Source organism: Stenotrophomonas sp. YJH_SMC_33 (assembly GCF_059372295.1).
The window spans coordinates 245,850-262,442 of record NZ_JCAFVJ010000003.1 but is presented as its reverse complement, the minus strand read 5'-3'; the positions used below and the strand labels follow the sequence as shown (position 1 = coordinate 262,442).

Annotated in this window: 17 protein-coding genes; 12 read left to right on the top strand and 5 right to left on the bottom strand. The window is 67.6% G+C overall.

What is annotated here, in order from left to right:
* Positions 1-35 precede the first annotated feature (35 nt).
* The 3 genes from AC5P9W_RS07930 to AC5P9W_RS07920 all read right to left on the bottom strand — a co-directional run bounded on the left by AC5P9W_RS07930 (position 36) and on the right by AC5P9W_RS07920 (position 2,672).
* Positions 36-842 (bottom strand): amidohydrolase, encoded by an 807-nt coding sequence (locus tag AC5P9W_RS07930; protein WP_456115735.1) that lies wholly within the window; start codon positions 840-842, stop codon positions 36-38.
* Positions 843-906: 64 nt separating this feature from the next.
* Positions 907-1,524, bottom strand: a complete 618-nt coding sequence (locus AC5P9W_RS07925; protein ID WP_099496124.1) for a DUF4304 domain-containing protein — start codon at positions 1,522-1,524, stop codon at positions 907-909.
* Positions 1,524-2,672 carry a pyridoxal phosphate-dependent aminotransferase gene (locus AC5P9W_RS07920; RefSeq protein ID WP_456115734.1) on the bottom strand — a complete coding sequence of 383 codons (1,149 nt, stop codon included), beginning with the start codon at positions 2,670-2,672 and terminating at the stop codon, positions 1,524-1,526. Before AC5P9W_RS07920 ends, AC5P9W_RS07925 begins: the two co-directional genes overlap by 1 nt.
* Here AC5P9W_RS07920 and ccmA point away from each other — a divergent pair.
* From ccmA to AC5P9W_RS07865, 11 genes are all read left to right on the top strand, one after another.
* Positions 2,626-3,480: a heme ABC exporter ATP-binding protein CcmA gene (gene ccmA / locus AC5P9W_RS07915; RefSeq protein ID WP_495219023.1), complete on the top strand. Its 855-nt coding sequence runs from the start codon at positions 2,626-2,628 to the stop codon at positions 3,478-3,480. The two genes, AC5P9W_RS07920 and ccmA, sit on opposite strands and share 47 nt — an antisense overlap.
* Entirely contained in the window at positions 3,477-4,172 is a 696-nt protein-coding gene (ccmB, locus tag AC5P9W_RS07910) for a heme exporter protein CcmB (protein ID WP_006456616.1), read from the top strand. Before ccmA ends, ccmB begins: the two co-directional genes overlap by 4 nt.
* 43 nt (positions 4,173-4,215) lie before the next feature.
* Positions 4,216-4,986 carry a heme ABC transporter permease CcmC gene (gene ccmC / locus AC5P9W_RS07905; RefSeq protein ID WP_019660475.1) on the top strand — a complete coding sequence of 257 codons (771 nt, stop codon included), beginning with the start codon at positions 4,216-4,218 and terminating at the stop codon, positions 4,984-4,986.
* Positions 4,983-5,171, top strand: coding sequence for a heme exporter protein CcmD (ccmD, locus tag AC5P9W_RS07900; RefSeq protein WP_019660476.1), 189 nt, complete (start codon positions 4,983-4,985; stop codon positions 5,169-5,171). Before ccmC ends, ccmD begins: the two co-directional genes overlap by 4 nt.
* Positions 5,168-5,629 carry a cytochrome c maturation protein CcmE gene (gene ccmE / locus AC5P9W_RS07895; protein WP_021202998.1) on the top strand — a complete coding sequence of 154 codons (462 nt, stop codon included), beginning with the start codon at positions 5,168-5,170 and terminating at the stop codon, positions 5,627-5,629. Before ccmD ends, ccmE begins: the two co-directional genes overlap by 4 nt.
* Positions 5,630-7,549: a heme lyase CcmF/NrfE family subunit gene (locus AC5P9W_RS07890; RefSeq protein ID WP_495219020.1), complete on the top strand. Its 1,920-nt coding sequence runs from the start codon at positions 5,630-5,632 to the stop codon at positions 7,547-7,549.
* A gap of 8 nt (positions 7,550-7,557) precedes the next feature.
* Positions 7,558-8,175 carry a DsbE family thiol:disulfide interchange protein gene (locus tag AC5P9W_RS07885; RefSeq protein ID WP_021202996.1) on the top strand — a complete coding sequence of 206 codons (618 nt, stop codon included), beginning with the start codon at positions 7,558-7,560 and terminating at the stop codon, positions 8,173-8,175.
* A 4-nt stretch (positions 8,176-8,179) separates the two neighbouring features.
* Positions 8,180-8,629 (top strand): cytochrome c-type biogenesis protein, encoded by a 450-nt coding sequence (locus tag AC5P9W_RS07880; RefSeq protein ID WP_005417657.1) that lies wholly within the window; start codon positions 8,180-8,182, stop codon positions 8,627-8,629.
* The gene (locus AC5P9W_RS07875) at positions 8,623-9,612 is read left to right on the top strand and encodes a tetratricopeptide repeat protein (protein WP_111097856.1); all 990 of its coding nucleotides are present in this window, start codon (positions 8,623-8,625) and stop codon (positions 9,610-9,612) included. Before AC5P9W_RS07880 ends, AC5P9W_RS07875 begins: the two co-directional genes overlap by 7 nt.
* Positions 9,613-9,792: 180 nt before the next feature.
* Entirely contained in the window at positions 9,793-10,905 is a 1,113-nt protein-coding gene (gene metX / locus AC5P9W_RS07870) for a homoserine O-acetyltransferase MetX (protein ID WP_180832184.1), read from the top strand.
* On the top strand, positions 10,906-11,250 hold the full coding sequence (locus AC5P9W_RS07865) for a DUF1294 domain-containing protein (protein WP_019660483.1): 345 nt from the start codon (positions 10,906-10,908) through the stop codon (positions 11,248-11,250).
* A gap of 100 nt (positions 11,251-11,350) precedes the next feature.
* On the opposite strand, the gene cydC is transcribed toward AC5P9W_RS07865, so the two are convergent.
* A complete protein-coding gene (gene cydC, locus AC5P9W_RS07860) occupies positions 11,351-13,024 on the bottom strand; it encodes a thiol reductant ABC exporter subunit CydC (RefSeq protein WP_206621278.1) in 1,674 nt (557 codons plus the stop codon).
* Positions 13,021-14,766: a thiol reductant ABC exporter subunit CydD gene (gene cydD, locus AC5P9W_RS07855; RefSeq protein WP_021204642.1), complete on the bottom strand. Its 1,746-nt coding sequence runs from the start codon at positions 14,764-14,766 to the stop codon at positions 13,021-13,023. The genes cydC and cydD overlap by 4 nt, the downstream gene beginning before the upstream one ends.
* A gap of 228 nt (positions 14,767-14,994) precedes the next feature.
* On the opposite strand from cydD, the gene AC5P9W_RS07850 reads away from it, so the two are divergent.
* Positions 14,995-16,584 carry a cytochrome ubiquinol oxidase subunit I gene (locus tag AC5P9W_RS07850; RefSeq protein WP_019660486.1) on the top strand — a complete coding sequence of 530 codons (1,590 nt, stop codon included), beginning with the start codon at positions 14,995-14,997 and terminating at the stop codon, positions 16,582-16,584.
* The last annotated feature ends 9 nt before the right edge of the window (positions 16,585-16,593 follow it).

The window sequence follows — 16,593 nt, the reverse complement described above, 5'->3', positions numbered from 1 at the left end:
CGCGCGCGCTGGTGCGGCGGTGTTCAGGCCGTGGCTCAGGCCTGTTCGTCCAGGCGAAAGGCATCGGCATCGAGCATCGCCGGGAAGCGCGCACGATGTGCGGCCAGTGCTTCGGCCGAAATGGTGGTGGTCACCACCTGTTCGCGTTCGCGGATCTCCACCTGCGGCTGGCCGAGGAAGTCGATCACCGCGCTGTCGCCGGCGTAGTGCAGCTGGTTGCCGTCCACGCCGACGCGGTTTACCGCCGCCACGAAGCACAGGTTCTCGATCGCGCGCGCACGCAGCAGGGTCTTCCACGCATAGGCGCGCGCCGACGGCCAGTTGGCCACGAAGATCTGCAGGTCGAAATCCAGCTGCTGCGGGCGTTCGACGTTGTAGCGGTTGCGGCAGAACACCGGGAAGCGCAGGTCGTAGCAGACCTGCGGATTGACCCGCCAGCCCTTCCATTCCACGCTCAGGCGCTCACGGCCAGCGGCATAGCGCTCGTGCTCGCCGCCGTAACGGAACAGGTGGCGCTTGTCGTAGTACTGCAGGTTGCCATCGGGGGTGGCGAACAGCAGGCGGTTGTACACGCCCTCGCCGTCGCGCAGCTGCACGCTGCCGATCACCGCCGCGTCCAGCGCCTTCGCCTGTTCGCGCACCCAGGCCACGGTCGGGCCGTCCATGCCTTCGGCCTGGGCGATGGCCTCGTTGGAGAAACCACTGGTGAAGGTCTCCGGCAGGATCACCAGGTCGGTGGTGCCAGCCAGCGGTGCGAGCAGCGCGCCGTAGTAGGCGCGGTTGCCGGCCGGATCGTGCCAGCGGGTGTCGCCCTGGACGAGGGAAATGCGCAGGTCATTCATTGACATGGATTCACTGATGTTGAAGAAGCAGTAAGTGACAATGACGCGATCAAGGGATTCGACATCACCCTTCGCATTCAATGAATCGGCGCAACTGCGCCCTCAGCGAGCTTGCAGCCGGAGCTGCCCGCTCCAACCCCAGGTGAGCCAGTGCCAAAGCCTGCTCCTTACGCCGCAGATTGGCCGCTACACGCGCGAGGGTGAGCAGCTCAATGGCCCGAGCTCGCTCAAGATCTGCCCTGTCCAACATGACCTGATAGTCGTCCGGGAAAGCCTGGTGAGCTGCGAAAAAGTGGCTACCGGCGCTCTCCCATGCGGAACAAAGCGCTTTCACTGAGGTGACACTCTCCTGTTCGGAAGCCCCATAGACCCAGCCACCGCCTGTACCTGCACCGTCCCCGGCAAGCCGCTCTCTGAAAACACAGCCGGATTCGTCAATCGTTGCCGGCGAATACTCGCCGCCACCATGCTGAGGCAAAAAATCCAGATGCGCCCCCATCTCCAAGTAGCAACACTGCCCGTTGGAACCGGTTTGGCATTCGACTACATGAATCAGCGGAGTGCGAATCCTGCGGAAGGTCAGTCCTTTGCGAACGAATCCCTCCTGCAGCAGACGCGGAAAGAGCTCCGACCCAAGCAGCTCGAAGAATCTCTTCCGATCCGAACCAGGCCCCACTGACATCACAGCAGCCGCAGGCGTTCGATCGCCGCGTCCATGGTCGCTTCGTTCTTGGCAAAGCACAGCCGCACCAGGCGCTGGCCGGCCGGCGGAGTCTCGTAGAACGGCGACAGCGGAATGGCAGTGACGCCCTTCTCGATGGTCAGCCACTTCACGAACTCATGGTCCGGCAGATCGCTGATGGCCGAGTAGTCGACCAGCTGGAAGTAGCCGCCCGGCACCGGCAGCGCCTTCAGGCGGGTGCCGGCCAGCTGCTCGCGGAAACGGTCGCGCTTGGCCTGGTAGAAGGCGCCCAGTTCCAGGTGGTGTTCGGGTTCGTCGCGGATCATCGCGGCGAAGCCGTACTGGGCCGGGCCGAAGCTGGTGAACGTGTTGTACTGGTGCACCTTGCGGAATTCAGCGGTCAGCAACGGCGGCGCCACGGCGTAGCCGATCTTCCAGCCAGTGCAGTGGTAGGTCTTGCCGAAGCTGGAGATCACGAACGCGCGCTCGCGCAGCTCCGGGTAGCGCAGCGCCGACTCATGGCGACGGCCGTCGTAGATGATGTGCTCATACACTTCATCGGAAATCAGGTAGATCTGCGTGCCACGCAGCAGCTCGGCCAGCGCCTGCATGTCCTGCGCCGACAGCATCGCGCCGGACGGATTGTGCGGGGTGTTGACGATCAACATGCGGGTGCGCGGGGTGATCGCTGCACGCACGCGATCCCAATCGACAGCGAACGTCTGCGGGTCCAGCGGCACGTGCACGGCGGTGGCCCCGGCCATCTCGATCGCCGGCTCGTAGCAATCATAGGCCGGGTCGAGCACGATGACTTCCTCGCCGGCACGCACCACGGCGTGGATGGCATTGAAGATGGCCTCGGTGGCGCCGCTGGTGACGGTGATTTCGGCGTCCGGGTCGATGGTGGCGCCGTACAGGTCCAGCGACTTCTGCGCGATGGCCTGGCGCAGCGGCGCCACGCCGGTCATCGGCGGGTACTGGTTCAGCCCGGCGGCCATCGCCCTGGCGGTCTCGTCGATCAGGCGCTGCGGCGCGGAAAAGTCCGGGAAACCCTGGCCCAGGTTGACCGCGCCGTGTTCGGCGGCGAGCTGGGACATCACGGTGAAGATCGTGGTACCGACCTTGGGCAGCTTGGTGGTGGGTTGCATCGGCCTGGGCTGTGGGGGAACAGACCTGCGAGTTTACGCAATCCGCGCGTCGGTAGTGCCGGCCGCCGGCCGGCAACCTCGGCTGGCAGATGGCGAAATTGCCGGCCAGCGGCCGGCACTACCCTGTGAATTCACCGCTACAATTGCGACCGCACTCCGGCATGAAGACCCCTGCCCCTTGGACACCCCTGCATTGCTGGCCGCCAGCGGCCTGAGCTTCTCCCGCAATGACGAGCCGGTGTTCGGCCCGCTGGACTTCCATGTGGACGCGGGTGAAGCCCTGCTGGTGCAGGGTGGCAACGGCGCCGGCAAGACCACCCTGCTGCGCGTGCTGGCCGGCCTGGCCCGGCCCGGCGCCGGCCAGGTGCGGATCGACGGCAGGCCCGCCAGCAATGCCGAGCGTGCGCGCTATGTCGCCTACCTCAGCCATCTACCTGCCCTGAAGCCGGACCTCGGTACACTGGAGAACCTGCACTTTCTGTGTGGCCTGCATGGGCGCCGCGCGGGGCAGATGCCCGGCAACGCACTGGCCATCGTCGGCCTGGCCGGTTACGAGGACACCCTGGTACGGCACCTGTCGGCCGGACAGAAGCGGCGGCTGGCACTGGCGCGCATCTGGCTGTCGCCGGCGCCGCTGTGGCTGCTCGACGAACCCTACGCCAACCTCGACCTGGAGGGCATCACCCTGGTCAACCGGATGATTTCGGCGCACCTGCGCGCCGGTGGCGCTGCGCTGGTCACCACCCACGGCGCCTATGCCGCACCGCCGGTGCGTACCCGCCAGCTCGACCTCGGCGGTGCCGCATGATCGCGCCGGGTACCGAACCGGGCCTGTGGCAGACCGCAGGCGCCCTGCTCAAGCGCGACCTGCGCCTGCTCTGGCGCCGCCGCGGCGACGCGCTGCAACCGCTGCTGTTCGCGGTGCTGGTGGTGGTGCTGTTCGCGCTGGCCCAGGGTCGTGAGCCACAGCTGCTGGCCGCCACCGCCGGCGCGGTGCTGTGGCTGGCCGTGCTGCTGGCGGGACAGCTGTCGCTGGATTCGCTGTTCCGTTCCGATGCCGAAGACGGCTCGTTGGAACAATGGCTGCTGGCGCCGGTGCCGCTGGCCTGGCTGGTGCTGGTACGCGTGCTGCTGCACTGGGCCACCACCGCCCTGCCGTTGATCGTGGTCAGCCCGCTGCTGGCCGAAATGCTGCATCTGCCGCATGACCAGCTGCCGATGTTGCTGGCATCGTTGCTGCTGGGAACGCCGTTGCTGAGCCTGATCGGTGGCGTGGTCGCTGCACTGACCGTCGGCATCCGGCGCTCTGGTATTCTCGTGGCGTTGCTGTCGTTGCCGCTGTACGTGCCGGTGCTGGTGTTCGGCGCAGGCAGCCTGGCGGCAGCCGGGCGCGGGCAGGATCCGGTCGGTGCGCTGCTGATGCTGGGCGCCGGCCTGCTGGTCGCGCTGGTGCTGGCTCCGCTGGCCACTGCTGCTGCAATACGTATTTCTCTGAGTTGACCGAGCTGAGAGCCAATCCACCCCTGCTGGATAGCCGCCACGCATGAATCCGATTGTCCGCTGGTTCCACCAACTCGGTTCGCCTCCCACGTTCGACCGTTTCGCCGCCCGCTGGTCGCGGGTGTTCTACCTCGCCGCAGTGCCGGTGCTGCTGGTCGGCATGTGGCAGGCGCTGCTGGTGGTTCCGCCGGAAGCCAAGCAGCTGGACAGTTTCCGCATCCTCTACATCCACGTGCCCAGTGCCTGGATGAGCCTGTTCGTGTTCGCACTGATGGCGCTGTACGCGGCCATCGCGCTGATCTGGCGGATCAAGGTCTGCGAGATCCTGGCCATGGCCTGCGCGCCGATGGGCGCCGGCTTCACCCTCATCACCCTGCTGACCGGCAGCATCTGGGGCAAGGGCACCTGGGGCACCTGGTGGGACTGGGACCCGCGCATGACCAGCGAACTGGTGCTGCTGTTCCTGTACCTGGGCGTGATCGGCCTGTACCACGCCATCGAGGACCGCCGCAGCGCCGCACGCGCGGCCGGCCTGCTGGCCATCGTCGGTGTCAGCCTGCTGCCAGTGATCCGCTATTCGGTGGACTGGTGGGGCGGCCTGCACCAGCGCCAGTCCATCAACGTGTTCGGTGAATCGGCGATCAGCAGCGCGATGATCGCGCCGCTGTGGTGGATGGTGATCGGCACCAAGTTCTGGTTTGCCGGTTCGGTGCTGGCCAAGGCGCGCTCTGACAATCTCGACCGCGAGGCCGGCAAGGCCTGGGTCGGTGGACGTGTCGGTGCCGAACGCCCTGTCCCGGAGGCCCAGCCATGACCCACCTTCCCTATGTGATCGGCGCCTACGCCGTGTTCGTACTGGTGCTCGGCGCCGATGCCATCGGTTCGTGGCTGCGACTGCGCGTGGCACGCCGGCTGGCACTGGCCCGCCAGCAACGCCAGCAGACCCGGGCGGGCAGGCAGGACGCAGCGACGCCACTGTCGACGGAGCTGGAACGATGACGCCGGTACAACGCCGCCGCCTGGCCTGGGTACTGCTGGCACTGCTCGCCTCCGGCCTGGCCACCGCGCTGGTGGCGATGGCACTGGAGCGCAACATCGCCTACCTGTACACCCCTTCGGAAGTGCTGCGCGGCGATGTCGATGCGCAGTCGCGCTTCCGCTTGGGCGGCATGGTGGTGAAGGGCTCCTTCAACCGCCCGGTCGGCTCGCTGGAGGCGCGCTTCGACGTGACCGACGGCGATGCACAGCTGGCGGTGACCACCTCGCGGATCCTGCCGGACATGTTCGCCGAAGGCACCGCGGTGGTCGCCAGTGGCCGCCTGCAGGACGGTGTCTTCGTCGCCGACGAAGTGCTGGCCAAGCACGATGAGAAGTACGTGCCGAAGGAAGTGGCCGACAAGATGGGCGATGCCCATCGCAGGCACGACGTGCCGGTGACGGCCCCCGAGGTGCGCTGAGTGCTGCCCGAACTGGGTCAGATCCTGCTGTTGTGTGCGTTGCTGGCCTCGCTGCTGCAGGCCGGCCTGCCGCTGGTCGGGGCGCATCGCAACAACGCGGCATGGATGGCAGTGGCGCGGCCTGCCGCCTTCGCGCAGCTGCTGCTGTTGGCCGGCGCGTTCGCGGTGCTTACCGCCGCGTTCGTGCAGCAGGATTTCTCGGTGCGCTACGTGGCCGAGAACTCCAATTCGCTGCTGCCGATGATCTACCGCTATTCGGCGGTGTGGGGTGCGCATGAGGGCTCGCTGCTGATGTGGGCGCTGGTGCTGGCATTGTGGACCGGCGCGGTGGCGCTGTTCTCGCGGCACCTGCCAGCACCGGTGCAGGCGCGCGTACTGGCGGTGATGGGCATTGTCAGCGTCGGCTTTCTCGCCTTCCTGATCTTCACCTCCAATCCGTTCCTGCGCCTGAACCCGGCACCGCTGGAAGGCCGCGACCTCAACCCGCTGCTGCAGGACCCGGGGCTGATCATCCATCCGCCGATGCTGTACATCGGTTACGTGGGTTTCGCGGTGCCGTTCGCGTTCGCGGTGGCAGCGCTTCTGGAAGGCCGCGTCGACGCCCGCTGGCTGCGCTGGACGCGGCCCTGGACCAACGTCGCCTGGGGCTTCCTGACTCTTGGCATAGCGCTGGGCAGCTGGTGGGCCTACTACGAGCTGGGCTGGGGCGGCTGGTGGTTCTGGGACCCGGTGGAGAACGCCAGCTTCATGCCATGGCTGGTCGGTGCGGCACTGATCCATTCGCAGGCCGTCACTGAAAAGCGCGGCACGTTCGGCAGTTGGACCCTGCTGCTGGCGATCGCGGCCTTCGCGCTGTCGCTGCTGGGCACCTTCCTGGTGCGCTCCGGTGTGCTGACCAGCGTGCATTCGTTCGCCGCCGATCCGTCGCGTGGCCTGTTCATCCTGGTGTTCCTGTCGGTGCTGGTCGGCGGCAGCCTGCTGCTGTACGCGCTGCGTGCCAGCCAGCTGAGCGTGGACGCCGACGATCCGCGCCGTGGCTTCACCGCCGCCTCGCGCGAGACCCTGCTGCTGGCCAACAACCTGCTGCTGGCCACCGCCTGCGCGATGGTCCTGCTGGGCACGCTGTACCCGCTGCTGGCCGATGCGCTGTCGCTGGGCAAGATCTCGGTCGGCCCGCCCTACTTCGGCAGTCTGTTCCTGCTGCTGATGGCGCCGATGATCCTGCTGCTGCCGTTCGGCCCGCTGGTGAAATGGCAGCGTGACCAGCCCTCGCGCGCCTTCGCGCTGCTGGCACCTTGGCTGGGACTGGCGCTGCTGCTGGGCGCGCTGGCCTGGTGGCAGGCGCCGCAGAACGGCTGGAAGGCCGGCATCGGCGTCGCCGCTGCGGCCTGGGTCGCACTCGGCACCGCACGCTTCGTCTGGCAGCGCCTGCGCGGCAATGGCCGCTTCACCGCCGAGATGCTCGGCATGATCGTCGCCCACGCCGGCATCGCCGTGTTCCTGGCTGGCGCGCTGCTGGTCGAAGCGCTGAACGTGCAGCGTGAAGTGGCGCTGGCACCGGGCCAGCATCTGGTGGTCGGTCGCTACGAAGTGCGCTTCGAGGGCGTGGACCATCGCGAAGGCCCCAATTTCATCGCCGACCGCGGTCACCTGCGGGTGTTCCGCGACGGCCGCGAACGGGCCCTGCTGCACCCGGAGAAGCGCCAGTACGCCAGCGGCGGCCAGGTGATGACCGAGGCCGGCATCGATGCACGCTTCGACGGCGATGTCTACGTGGCATTGGGCGAGCCGCTGGGCAACAATGCATGGGCGGTACGGGTGCACATCAAGCCGTTCGTGCGCTGGATCTGGCTGGGCGCGCTGTTGATGGCCCTGGGCGGATTCATCGCCGCCGCCGACCGCCGTTTCCGTCGTCCGTAGGAGTTTCCATGTCCGAGTCCCCTGCCCCGCGCTCCTCCCGCCCGCTGCCGCCGGTAGCCATCGTGATCGGCGTGCTGTTCTTCTTCGGCCTGCTCGGGCTGATGATCTACGGGGTGATGAAATCGGGTGACCCGCAGCGCGACGTGCTGCCGTCTGCGCTGATCGACAAGCCGGCACCCGCGTTCGCGCTCCCGGTGCTGCACGATCCGGAGATGATCGTGCACAGCGACGACCTGCGCGGTGCGCCCTACCTGCTGAACGTATGGGGCAGCTGGTGCGCGGCCTGCCGCGAGGAACACCCGGTGCTGACCCGCTTCGCGGAAAGCAAGCGCGTGCGCGTGATCGGCTACAACTGGAAGGATGATCCGAAGGACGCGCTGCACTGGCTGGAGCAGCTGGGCAACCCGTTCATGGTGGTGCTCAGCGATGTTGAGGGCCGCACCGCGATCGACTGGGGCGTGACCGCTGCGCCAGAAACCTTCCTGGTTGATGGCAGTGGCATCGTGCGCTGGAAGTACAGCGGAGCGATGACCCAGCGCGTGGTCGACGAGAAGCTGATCCCGGCACTGGAGAAGATCGAGAAGGCCCAGGGCAGTGCCGGCAACACCCTGCATACGGCGCCCTGAGCCGATGCGCTGGCTGCTGGCGCTGCTGCTCCTGATGCTGCCGCTGGCCGCGCTGGCCCAGCAGCCGCTGCACGATCCGCAGCCGCTGCAGTTCCGCGATGATGCCGAGGAACGCCGCTTCCATGACCTGGCCGCGCAGCTGCGCTGCGTGCAGTGCCAGAACCAGTCGCTGGCCGATTCGAACGCGCAGATCGCCCAGGACCTGCGCCGCGAGGTGCTGCAGCTGATGCAGCAGGGCCACGACGACGCGCAGATCAAGCAGTTCCTGGTCGCCCGCTACGGTGAGTTCGTGCTCTATCAACCACCGTTGCAGCCGGGCACCTGGCTGCTGTGGGGTGGCCCCCTGCTGGTGCTCGGCGCCGGTGCACTGGTGGTGCTGGGCATCGTCCGCCGACGTGGACGCACCGTCGGCGCGGCGCCGGCCGGCAAGGCCGATGAAGGAGACGAATGGTGAACCATTGGCTGCCGGTGCTGGCCGGCCTGGTTGCTGCGCTGATGGCAGCACTGGTGCTGTGGCCGTTGCGCCACCACGGTCGTCGCGGTTTCGTGGTCGGCGTGTTCGCACTGGGCGTGGCCGGTGCCTGCCTGTACCTGCTGGTCGGTGATCCGCGTGCAGCACAGGTACAGCCGACGCCGTCGGTAGCCACCCTGCGCGATGGCGTGCAGGCCCTGCAGGATGCACTGAAGCGCGACCCTCAGCGTGCCGATGGCTGGGCATTGCTCGGGCGTTCGCAGGCAGAACTGGGCAATGCCTCAGCTGCGGCAGACGCCTTCGCGAAGGCCGCCGAATTGGCACCGGATGATCCTGGCGTGCTGGTGGAAGCCGCGCAGGCGCGCGCGCAGGCTGATGCCGGCAAGCAGTTCGATGACACCGCGATGGCCTGGTTGCAGCAGGCACGTACACAGGCCCCTGACGCCGAGCGCGCCAGCTGGCTGCTGGGCATCGCCCTGCGCCAACGCGGAAAGAATGCCGAGGCCGCGGATGTGTGGAGCGGCCTGCTGCCGCGACTGGAACCGGGTGCCGCGCAGGCGCTGCAGGCGCAGATCGCGATTGCCCGCGAGGCCGCAGGCCAGGCACCGGACGCGACGGCAGTCGCTGCACCGGCGCTGTTGCAGGTGCGTGTGCAGCTGCCTGCGTTGAAGCGCACCGAGTGGCCGGCCAGCACCCAGGTATTCGTGCTGGCCCGCGCCGTGGGTGGACCGCCGATGCCGGTGGCCGCACGCAAGCTGCCGCTGAGCGGATTCCCGGACACGGTCGGGCTGGGCGACGGTGACAGTCCGATGCCAACCGCACCGCTGTCGGCCCATCGCGAAGTGGAAGTGCTGGCACGCATCTCACGCACCGGCAGCGCCAACCGCAGCGAGGACGACCTGCAGAGCGTTCCGGTGAAGGTAAGCCTGCCGCATGAAGGCGTGGTGGAACTGCGGTTTCCCTGACTTGTAGAGCCGAGCCCACGCTCGGCTGCGATTGGCTTGCCGGCGCCCGCCAGCCGAGCATCGGCTCGGCTCTACAGCAGATCCACGCCATGCGTGGATACGACGGTCCGGTCCGCGTCCACCCGCTGCTGGAATCCAGCGTGTCGCCAGCTGCACATGCGGCCCCGCTAGAATGGCTGCATGACCGAATTCATCCCGCCCGGCACCCGCTTCCACGCCCTGCCTTCGCCCTTCTCGTTCAAGCGCGGTGGCGCCCTGCACGGCGCGCGCGCGGCCTACGAGACTTGGGGAACGCTGGCGACTGACGCCAGCAATGCGATCCTGATCGTGACCGGCCTGTCCCCAGACGCGCATGCAGCGGCCAACGAGGCCAACCCGGCACCGGGCTGGTGGGAAGCGATGGTTGGCCCCGACAAACCCATCGATACCAACCGCTGGTTCGTGGTGTGCGTGAATTCGCTGGGCAGCTGCAAGGGCTCGACCGGTCCTGCCTCGCTCAACCCGGCCACCGGCCAGCCGTATCGTCTCGACTTCCCCGAGCTGTCGATCGAAGACGGCGCGCGCGCCGCCATCGAAGTCGTGCGTGCGCTGGGCATCGAGCAGCTGGCCTGCGTGGTCGGCAACTCGATGGGCGGCATGACCGCGTTGGCCGTGCTGATGCTGCACCCGGGCATTGCGCGCAGCCACGTCAACATTTCCGGCAGCGCGCAGGCGCTGCCGTTCTCCATCGCGATCCGCTCGCTGCAGCGCGAGGCAATCCGCCTTGACCCGCGCTGGAATGGCGGCCACTACGACGACGACGCGTATCCCGAGTCCGGCATGCGCATGGCCCGCAAGCTGGGCGTGATCACCTACCGTTCGGCACTGGAATGGGATGGCCGCTTTGGCCGCGTGCGGCTGGATTCGGACCAGACCGACGACGATCCGTTCGGCCTCGAATTCCAGGTGGAAAGTTACCTGGAAGGCCACGCACGGCGCTTCGTGCGATTCTTCGATCCCAACTGCTATCTGTACCTGAGCCGCTCGATGGACTGGTTCGACCTGGCCGAGTACGCCGATGGCGATGTGCTGGCCGGGCTGGCGAAGATCCGGGTGGAGAAGGCGCTGGCCATCGGCGCCAACACCGACATCCTGTTCCCGGTGCAGCAGCAGCAACAGGTCGCCGATGGCCTGCGTGCCGGAGGCGCTGACGCCCATTTCATCGGATTGGAGTCACCGCAGGGTCACGACGCCTTCCTGGTCGACTTCGATCGTTTCGGCCCCGCCGTGCGCGGCTTCCTCGACGCATTGTAAGTGGCGTGGCGGCGTAACCTCGCACTGGCCGCGTTCGGCGCGTTGATCGCGCTGATGATCAGCGGCGTGCTGCCGCTGTGGCTGGGCGGCTGGTGCCTGCTGGCCAGTGCGGTGTCGTTCGGCCTCTATGGCCATGACAAGCGCGCGGCGCAGCGAAAGCAGTGGCGTATTCCCGAGCGCACCCTGCAGCTGCTGGCCTTTGCAGGTGGTTGGCCCGGCGCACTGCTGGGCCAGGCGATGTTCCGCCACAAGCACCGCAAGGCCGCGTTCCAGTGGGTGTTCTGGTTGTGCGTGCTGGCCAACGTGGCCTCGATCGCGGTGATGCTGCGCGAGTTCTCGCGGTAACCAACCTGTAGAGCCGAGCCCATGCTCGGCTCCGTACAGAGGCAGCCGAGCATGGGCTCGGCTCTACAGTAGATCCACGCCACGCGCGGATGTGCATCGGTCAAAGTTCGCGCTCCAACACCCCGTCGCGCAATCTGTACTGCGTATCGACCACGCCTTGAGGCAGATCATCGTGGGTGATCATCAGCAGGCTGCGCCCGTCCAGCAACCCGGAAAGGTCCTGCAACAACGCGCGTGCGGTATCCACGTCGAGGCCTTCGGTCGGTTCGTCCAGCAGCAGGATCGGCGCATTGCGCAGCAGCGCGCGCGCCAGTGCCAACCGCCGCGCCTGGCCGGCTGACATCGTCGCGCCGTTCTCGCCCACCCAGGCCTGCAGGCCGCCGTTGCGCTCGGCCCATTCGCCCAGACGCACGCGGCGCAGCACCGCCCACAACGCGGCGTCGCTGGCATCGGGATCACCAAGGCGCAGGTTCTCGGCCACGCTGCCGGCAAACACCGGCGCGTTCTGCGGCAGCCACGCCAGTTGCCGGTGCCAGTCAGCCTGGGCGAAATCACGCAGATCGCGGCCACCGTAGGTCAGCCGTCCCTGCTGCGGATCCCACAGCCGCAGCAGCAGGCTGGACAGCGTGGTCTTGCCGCTGCCGCTGTCGCCGCGAATCGCGATGCGCTCGCCCGGCGCCAGGGTCAGATGCAGGCCGGACAGCACCGGCCGCGCCGCACCGGGCCACTGGAAATGCACGTCATCCCACTGTACGCGCGCGGCCTGCGGTACCGGCTGCGGCGCCTGCGGATCGTCCACCGTCGGCGGTTGCTCGACGATGGCCTGCAACCGCTCGGCGGCAATGCGCCCGGACTGCAGCGACTGCCAGGCCAGGCCCATGCCGGCCCACAGCTCGATCAACGCCACGGTCAGGAACACCAGGCCCGCGGCCATCTCCGGCGCGATGCGCTGCTGTTCGGCCGCATGCAGGGCCAATGCCAGCATCGCCACCAGCCCCAGCCCGGCGACCAGACCGTGCAGCGTCGAGGCCGCGATCAGGCGCCAGCGGCGGCGGCGATCACGCGAGGCCAGCTGCTTGGCAGCTACGCGTACCTTGAGCTGCCAGGCCGCATCGGCGTGCAGCGCGGCCAGGTCACCCGCACCTTCCAGCCCTTCGAATGCAGCGGTACGCAATGCGGCACGATGCGCGGCACGGTCGGCCTCCTCGTCGTCATGGCCACGCACGCCCAGCCACGGCACGCCGAAGGCGATCAGCAGCGCCAGCACCGCCATCAGCACCGCAGCCGACGGCAGGATCAGTGCCGCCGAAACGATCGCGACCAGCGACAATCCGCCCAACGCCACCAGCGGCCCGATCGCACGCACCAGCAGGCCGTCCACTTCACCGATATCGCCGAGCAGGCGCGCCAGAAGGTCGCCGGTGCGCGTAGCCCCCAACCGTGCGGGTGCCAGCGGCAACGCGCGGCGGAAGAACCACACGCGCAGGTCGCGGGCGATGCGCAGCGTGGCGTCGTGGCCGACCAGCTTCTCGAAATAGCGCGACACGATGCGCGCCATCGTCAGCCCGCGTATGCCAGCGGACGGTGAAAAGAAGTTGAAGCCTTGGCCGAGGCCGGCCGCGCCAGCCAACGCGGCGGCGGTGAGGAAGCCACCGGACAGACCTAGCAATGCGGTGCCGGCCAGCATGGTGGTCCACAGCAGCAGCACGGTGAGCAGCAGGCGCGGCCGATGGCGCAGGAACACCGCGCGCAGCGAATCAGGCGAACGGCTCATGCGCGCACCGCCTGTGCCGGCTCGACCAGGCGGCCTTCCGGCAACAGCAGGCAACGGTCGGCCCAGGCGATCACCGCCGGGCTGTGGGTGGCGACCACCACGCTGCGGCCACGTGCATAGGCGGCCAGGCTGCGCAAAAGCGCCGCTTCGGTATCGGCATCGAGGAACGCGGTGGGTTCGTCCAGCAGCAGCACCTGCGGATCGCGCAGCAACAACCGGGCCAGGCCGATACGACGGGCTTCGCCGCCGGACAGGCCGAAGCCACGTTCGCCGATCACCGTGTCCAGGCCCAGTGGCAGGCGCTGTGCGAACTGCAGCACCTGCGCGGCCTCGGCCACCGCACGAAGACGCGCATCGCTGGCACCCGGATCGGCCAGGCGCAGGTTGTCGGCAATGCTGCCGTGGAACAGGTAGGGGCGCTGGCTGGCATAGGCCACCTGCACACCGGGACGCAGCTGCAGCTTGCCGGCGCGCGGCGGCAGCCAGCCGGCCAGCGCTTCCAGCAGGGTGCTTTTACCGGAGCCGCTGGGACCAACCAGGGCCAGGCGCTGGCCCGGCTCCAGCCGCAGGTCCAGATCCTGCAGCACATCCTGCGGCGCGCCCAGCGGGCGCAGCACCAGCCCTTGTGCCTGCAGCGGCGGCAAGGCGGCCTCGGCCGGCTCCACCGCCAGCGGTGCAACCTCGTTCTCGATCAGGCCCTGCTCATCGGGCAGCGACTGCAGCAGGCGCTCCACTTCGGCGGCGGCGGCCAGTGCATTGGCGCGATCATGGTAATGCGCGGCCAGCCGTCGCAGCGGCGCATAGAATTCCGGTGCCAGCAGCAGGCAGAACAGCCCCGCACCCAGCGTCGGCACCGCTGCATGCAGCGACATCATGCCAAGATAGCTCAGGCCCAGGTACAGCGCCACCATCGCCACGCTCACCGAGGCGAAGAATTCCAGCACCGTGGACGAGAGGAAGGCGATGCGCAGAACCTTCAGGGTGCGCACGCGCACGCCTTCGGCAGCCGCCTCGATCCCCTCCAGCTCAGCTTCGCCGCGGCCATACAGGCGTAGCAGGCCCAGGCCCTTGATGCGGTCGGCGAAATGGCCGCTCATGCGTGCCAGCTCACCCAGCTGCGCGCGGCCGGCCGCTTCGGCGCCCCAGCCCACCAGCATCATGAAAAATGGCACCAGCGGCGCAGTGAACAGCAGGATCAGCGCCACCACCCAGTCGACCCAGGCGACAGCGGCCAGGATCAGCAGCGGCACCACCACCACTTCAGTGCGCACCGGCAGGAAGCCGCTGTAATAGCTCTCGATCGCATCACCGTGATGCAGCATCAGTTCGCCCAGTTCGCCGGTGCGGCGCTGGCGCAGCCACAGTGGGCCGTGGCCCAGCAGGCGTGCGAACACGCGTTCGCGCAATGCCAGGCGTGCGGCGTCGGCCACGTCACCGGCAGCCGCCTGGGTGGCGCTGCCCAGCAGCGTGCGCAGCACCAGGATCACCGCCAGCCCACCCAGCGCTGGCAGTCCCGAGGCCAGCGGCACGCGCTCCACCAGCACCTGCTGCACCAGCCAGGCGATGGCGGCAGCCTGGCCTATCAACAGCGCGCCGGACAGGCTGATGCACAGCGCGGCCAGGCGCTGGCGGGCCCGGGCGGAGCGTGCCAGGTCGGCCAGCCAGGCCGTGCGCACACGCCGCTGGCGGGCGGTTTCAGCTTCCGGGGACAGGCCGTCAGGGGTCGTTTCGGCAGCGCTCAAGAGGTCTTCACGGGCAACGGGGGAGACACGGCATTGTAGGCGCAGGCAATAGCCCGCCCCTGCGGCCGGCGGTCGCAGTCTTCATCAGGTTGGCATACGATCAACCGGGGCACCTGTTCATACATTGATCTGGATCAAGGCTGTTTGAAGTAGTCGGTCACATCATTCACGTCGTAGACCACCCTTCCCGCCACCTGCAACGGCACTATCCAACGAGGTAGCCAGGCCATGATTGATCAGACAGTCGTAGAACTGTCGCGGCTGCAATTCGCGCTGACCGCGATGTACCACTTCCTATTCGTACCGCTCACCCTCGGCCTGTCCTTCATGGTGGCCATCATGGAGAGCGTGTACGTGATGACCGGCAAGGAGATCTGGCGCAGGATGACGCTGTTCTGGGGCGTCCTGTTCGGCATCAACTTCGCCATGGGCGTCGCCACCGGCATCGTCATGGAATTCCAGTTCGGCATGAACTGGTCCTACTACAGCCACTACGTGGGTGACATCTTCGGTGCGCCGCTGGCCATCGAAGGCCTGATGGCCTTCTTCCTGGAAGCCACCTTCGTCGGCCTGTTCTTCTTCGGCTGGAACCGCCTGAGCAAGGTCAAGCACCTGATGGTGACCTGGCTGATGGCGCTGGGCACCAACCTGTCGGCGATCTGGATCCTGGTCGCCAACGGCTGGATGCAGAACCCGACCGGTGCGGTGTTCAACCCGGAAACCATGCGCATGGAAGTGGTCGACTTCATGGCGGTGGTGTTCAACCCGGTGGCGCAGGCCAAGTTCGTGCACACCGTCAGCGCCGGCTACGTGACCGGTGCGGTGTTCGTGATGGCGATCAGTGCCCTGTTCCTGCTGCGCAACAAGCACAAGGACCTGGCCCGTCGTTCATTCGCGGTGGCCGCGGCGTTCGGCCTGCTGTCCTCGCTGTCGGTGGTGGTGCTGGGTGACGAAAGTGGCTACGCCGCCAGCGAACACCAGAAGATGAAGCTGGCCGCGATCGAAGCGATGTGGGAGACCGAGCGTGCGCCGGCCGACTTCACCGCCTTCGGCATCCCGAACCAGGACACCCACCAGAACGACTACGCGGTGAAGATCCCCTACCTGATGGGCCTGATCGCCACCCGTTCGTTGAACCAGCCGATTCCAGGCATCCTGGAACTGGTCGAGCGCGCCGAACACCGCGTGCGTGGCGGCCAGCTGGCCTACGGCGCGCTGGAACGCCTGCGTGCGAACAAGAACGACGTCGAAGCACGCGAGATGTTCGACCGCCACTGGCAGGACCTGGGCCACGGCCTGCTGCTCAAGCGCTATCGCGATGACATCCTCAACGCCACCCCGCAGGAGATCTCGCAGGCGGCGATGGACACGGTGCCGCGCGTGATGCCACTGTTCTGGACCTTCCGCGTGATGGCCGGCCTGGGCTTCTACCTCATCGCCTTCTTCGCACTGGCCTTCTACTACTCCTGCCGCAACAACTTCCAGGACAAGCGCTGGTTCCTCAAGCTGGCCCTGTGGACGCTGCCGGCACCGTGGATCGCGATCGAGTGCGGCTGGTTCGTGGCCGAGTATGGTCGCCAGCCGTGGGCGGTCGATGGCGTGCTGCCAACCTTCTATGCGGCATCGGGGCTGGCCCTGCATGAAATCGTGCTCACCCTGGCCGGCTTCACTGCCATCTACACCGCGCTGATCGTGGTCGAGATCAAGCTGATGCTCAAGGCGATCCGCAAGGGTCCGGACGAGCTGCTGCCATCGCTGCAGTCGCCCCAGCCGCATGCTTCCCACAATGCCTCGGCGCCGGTCGCCGGCCAGGCCTGAGGCAGGAGA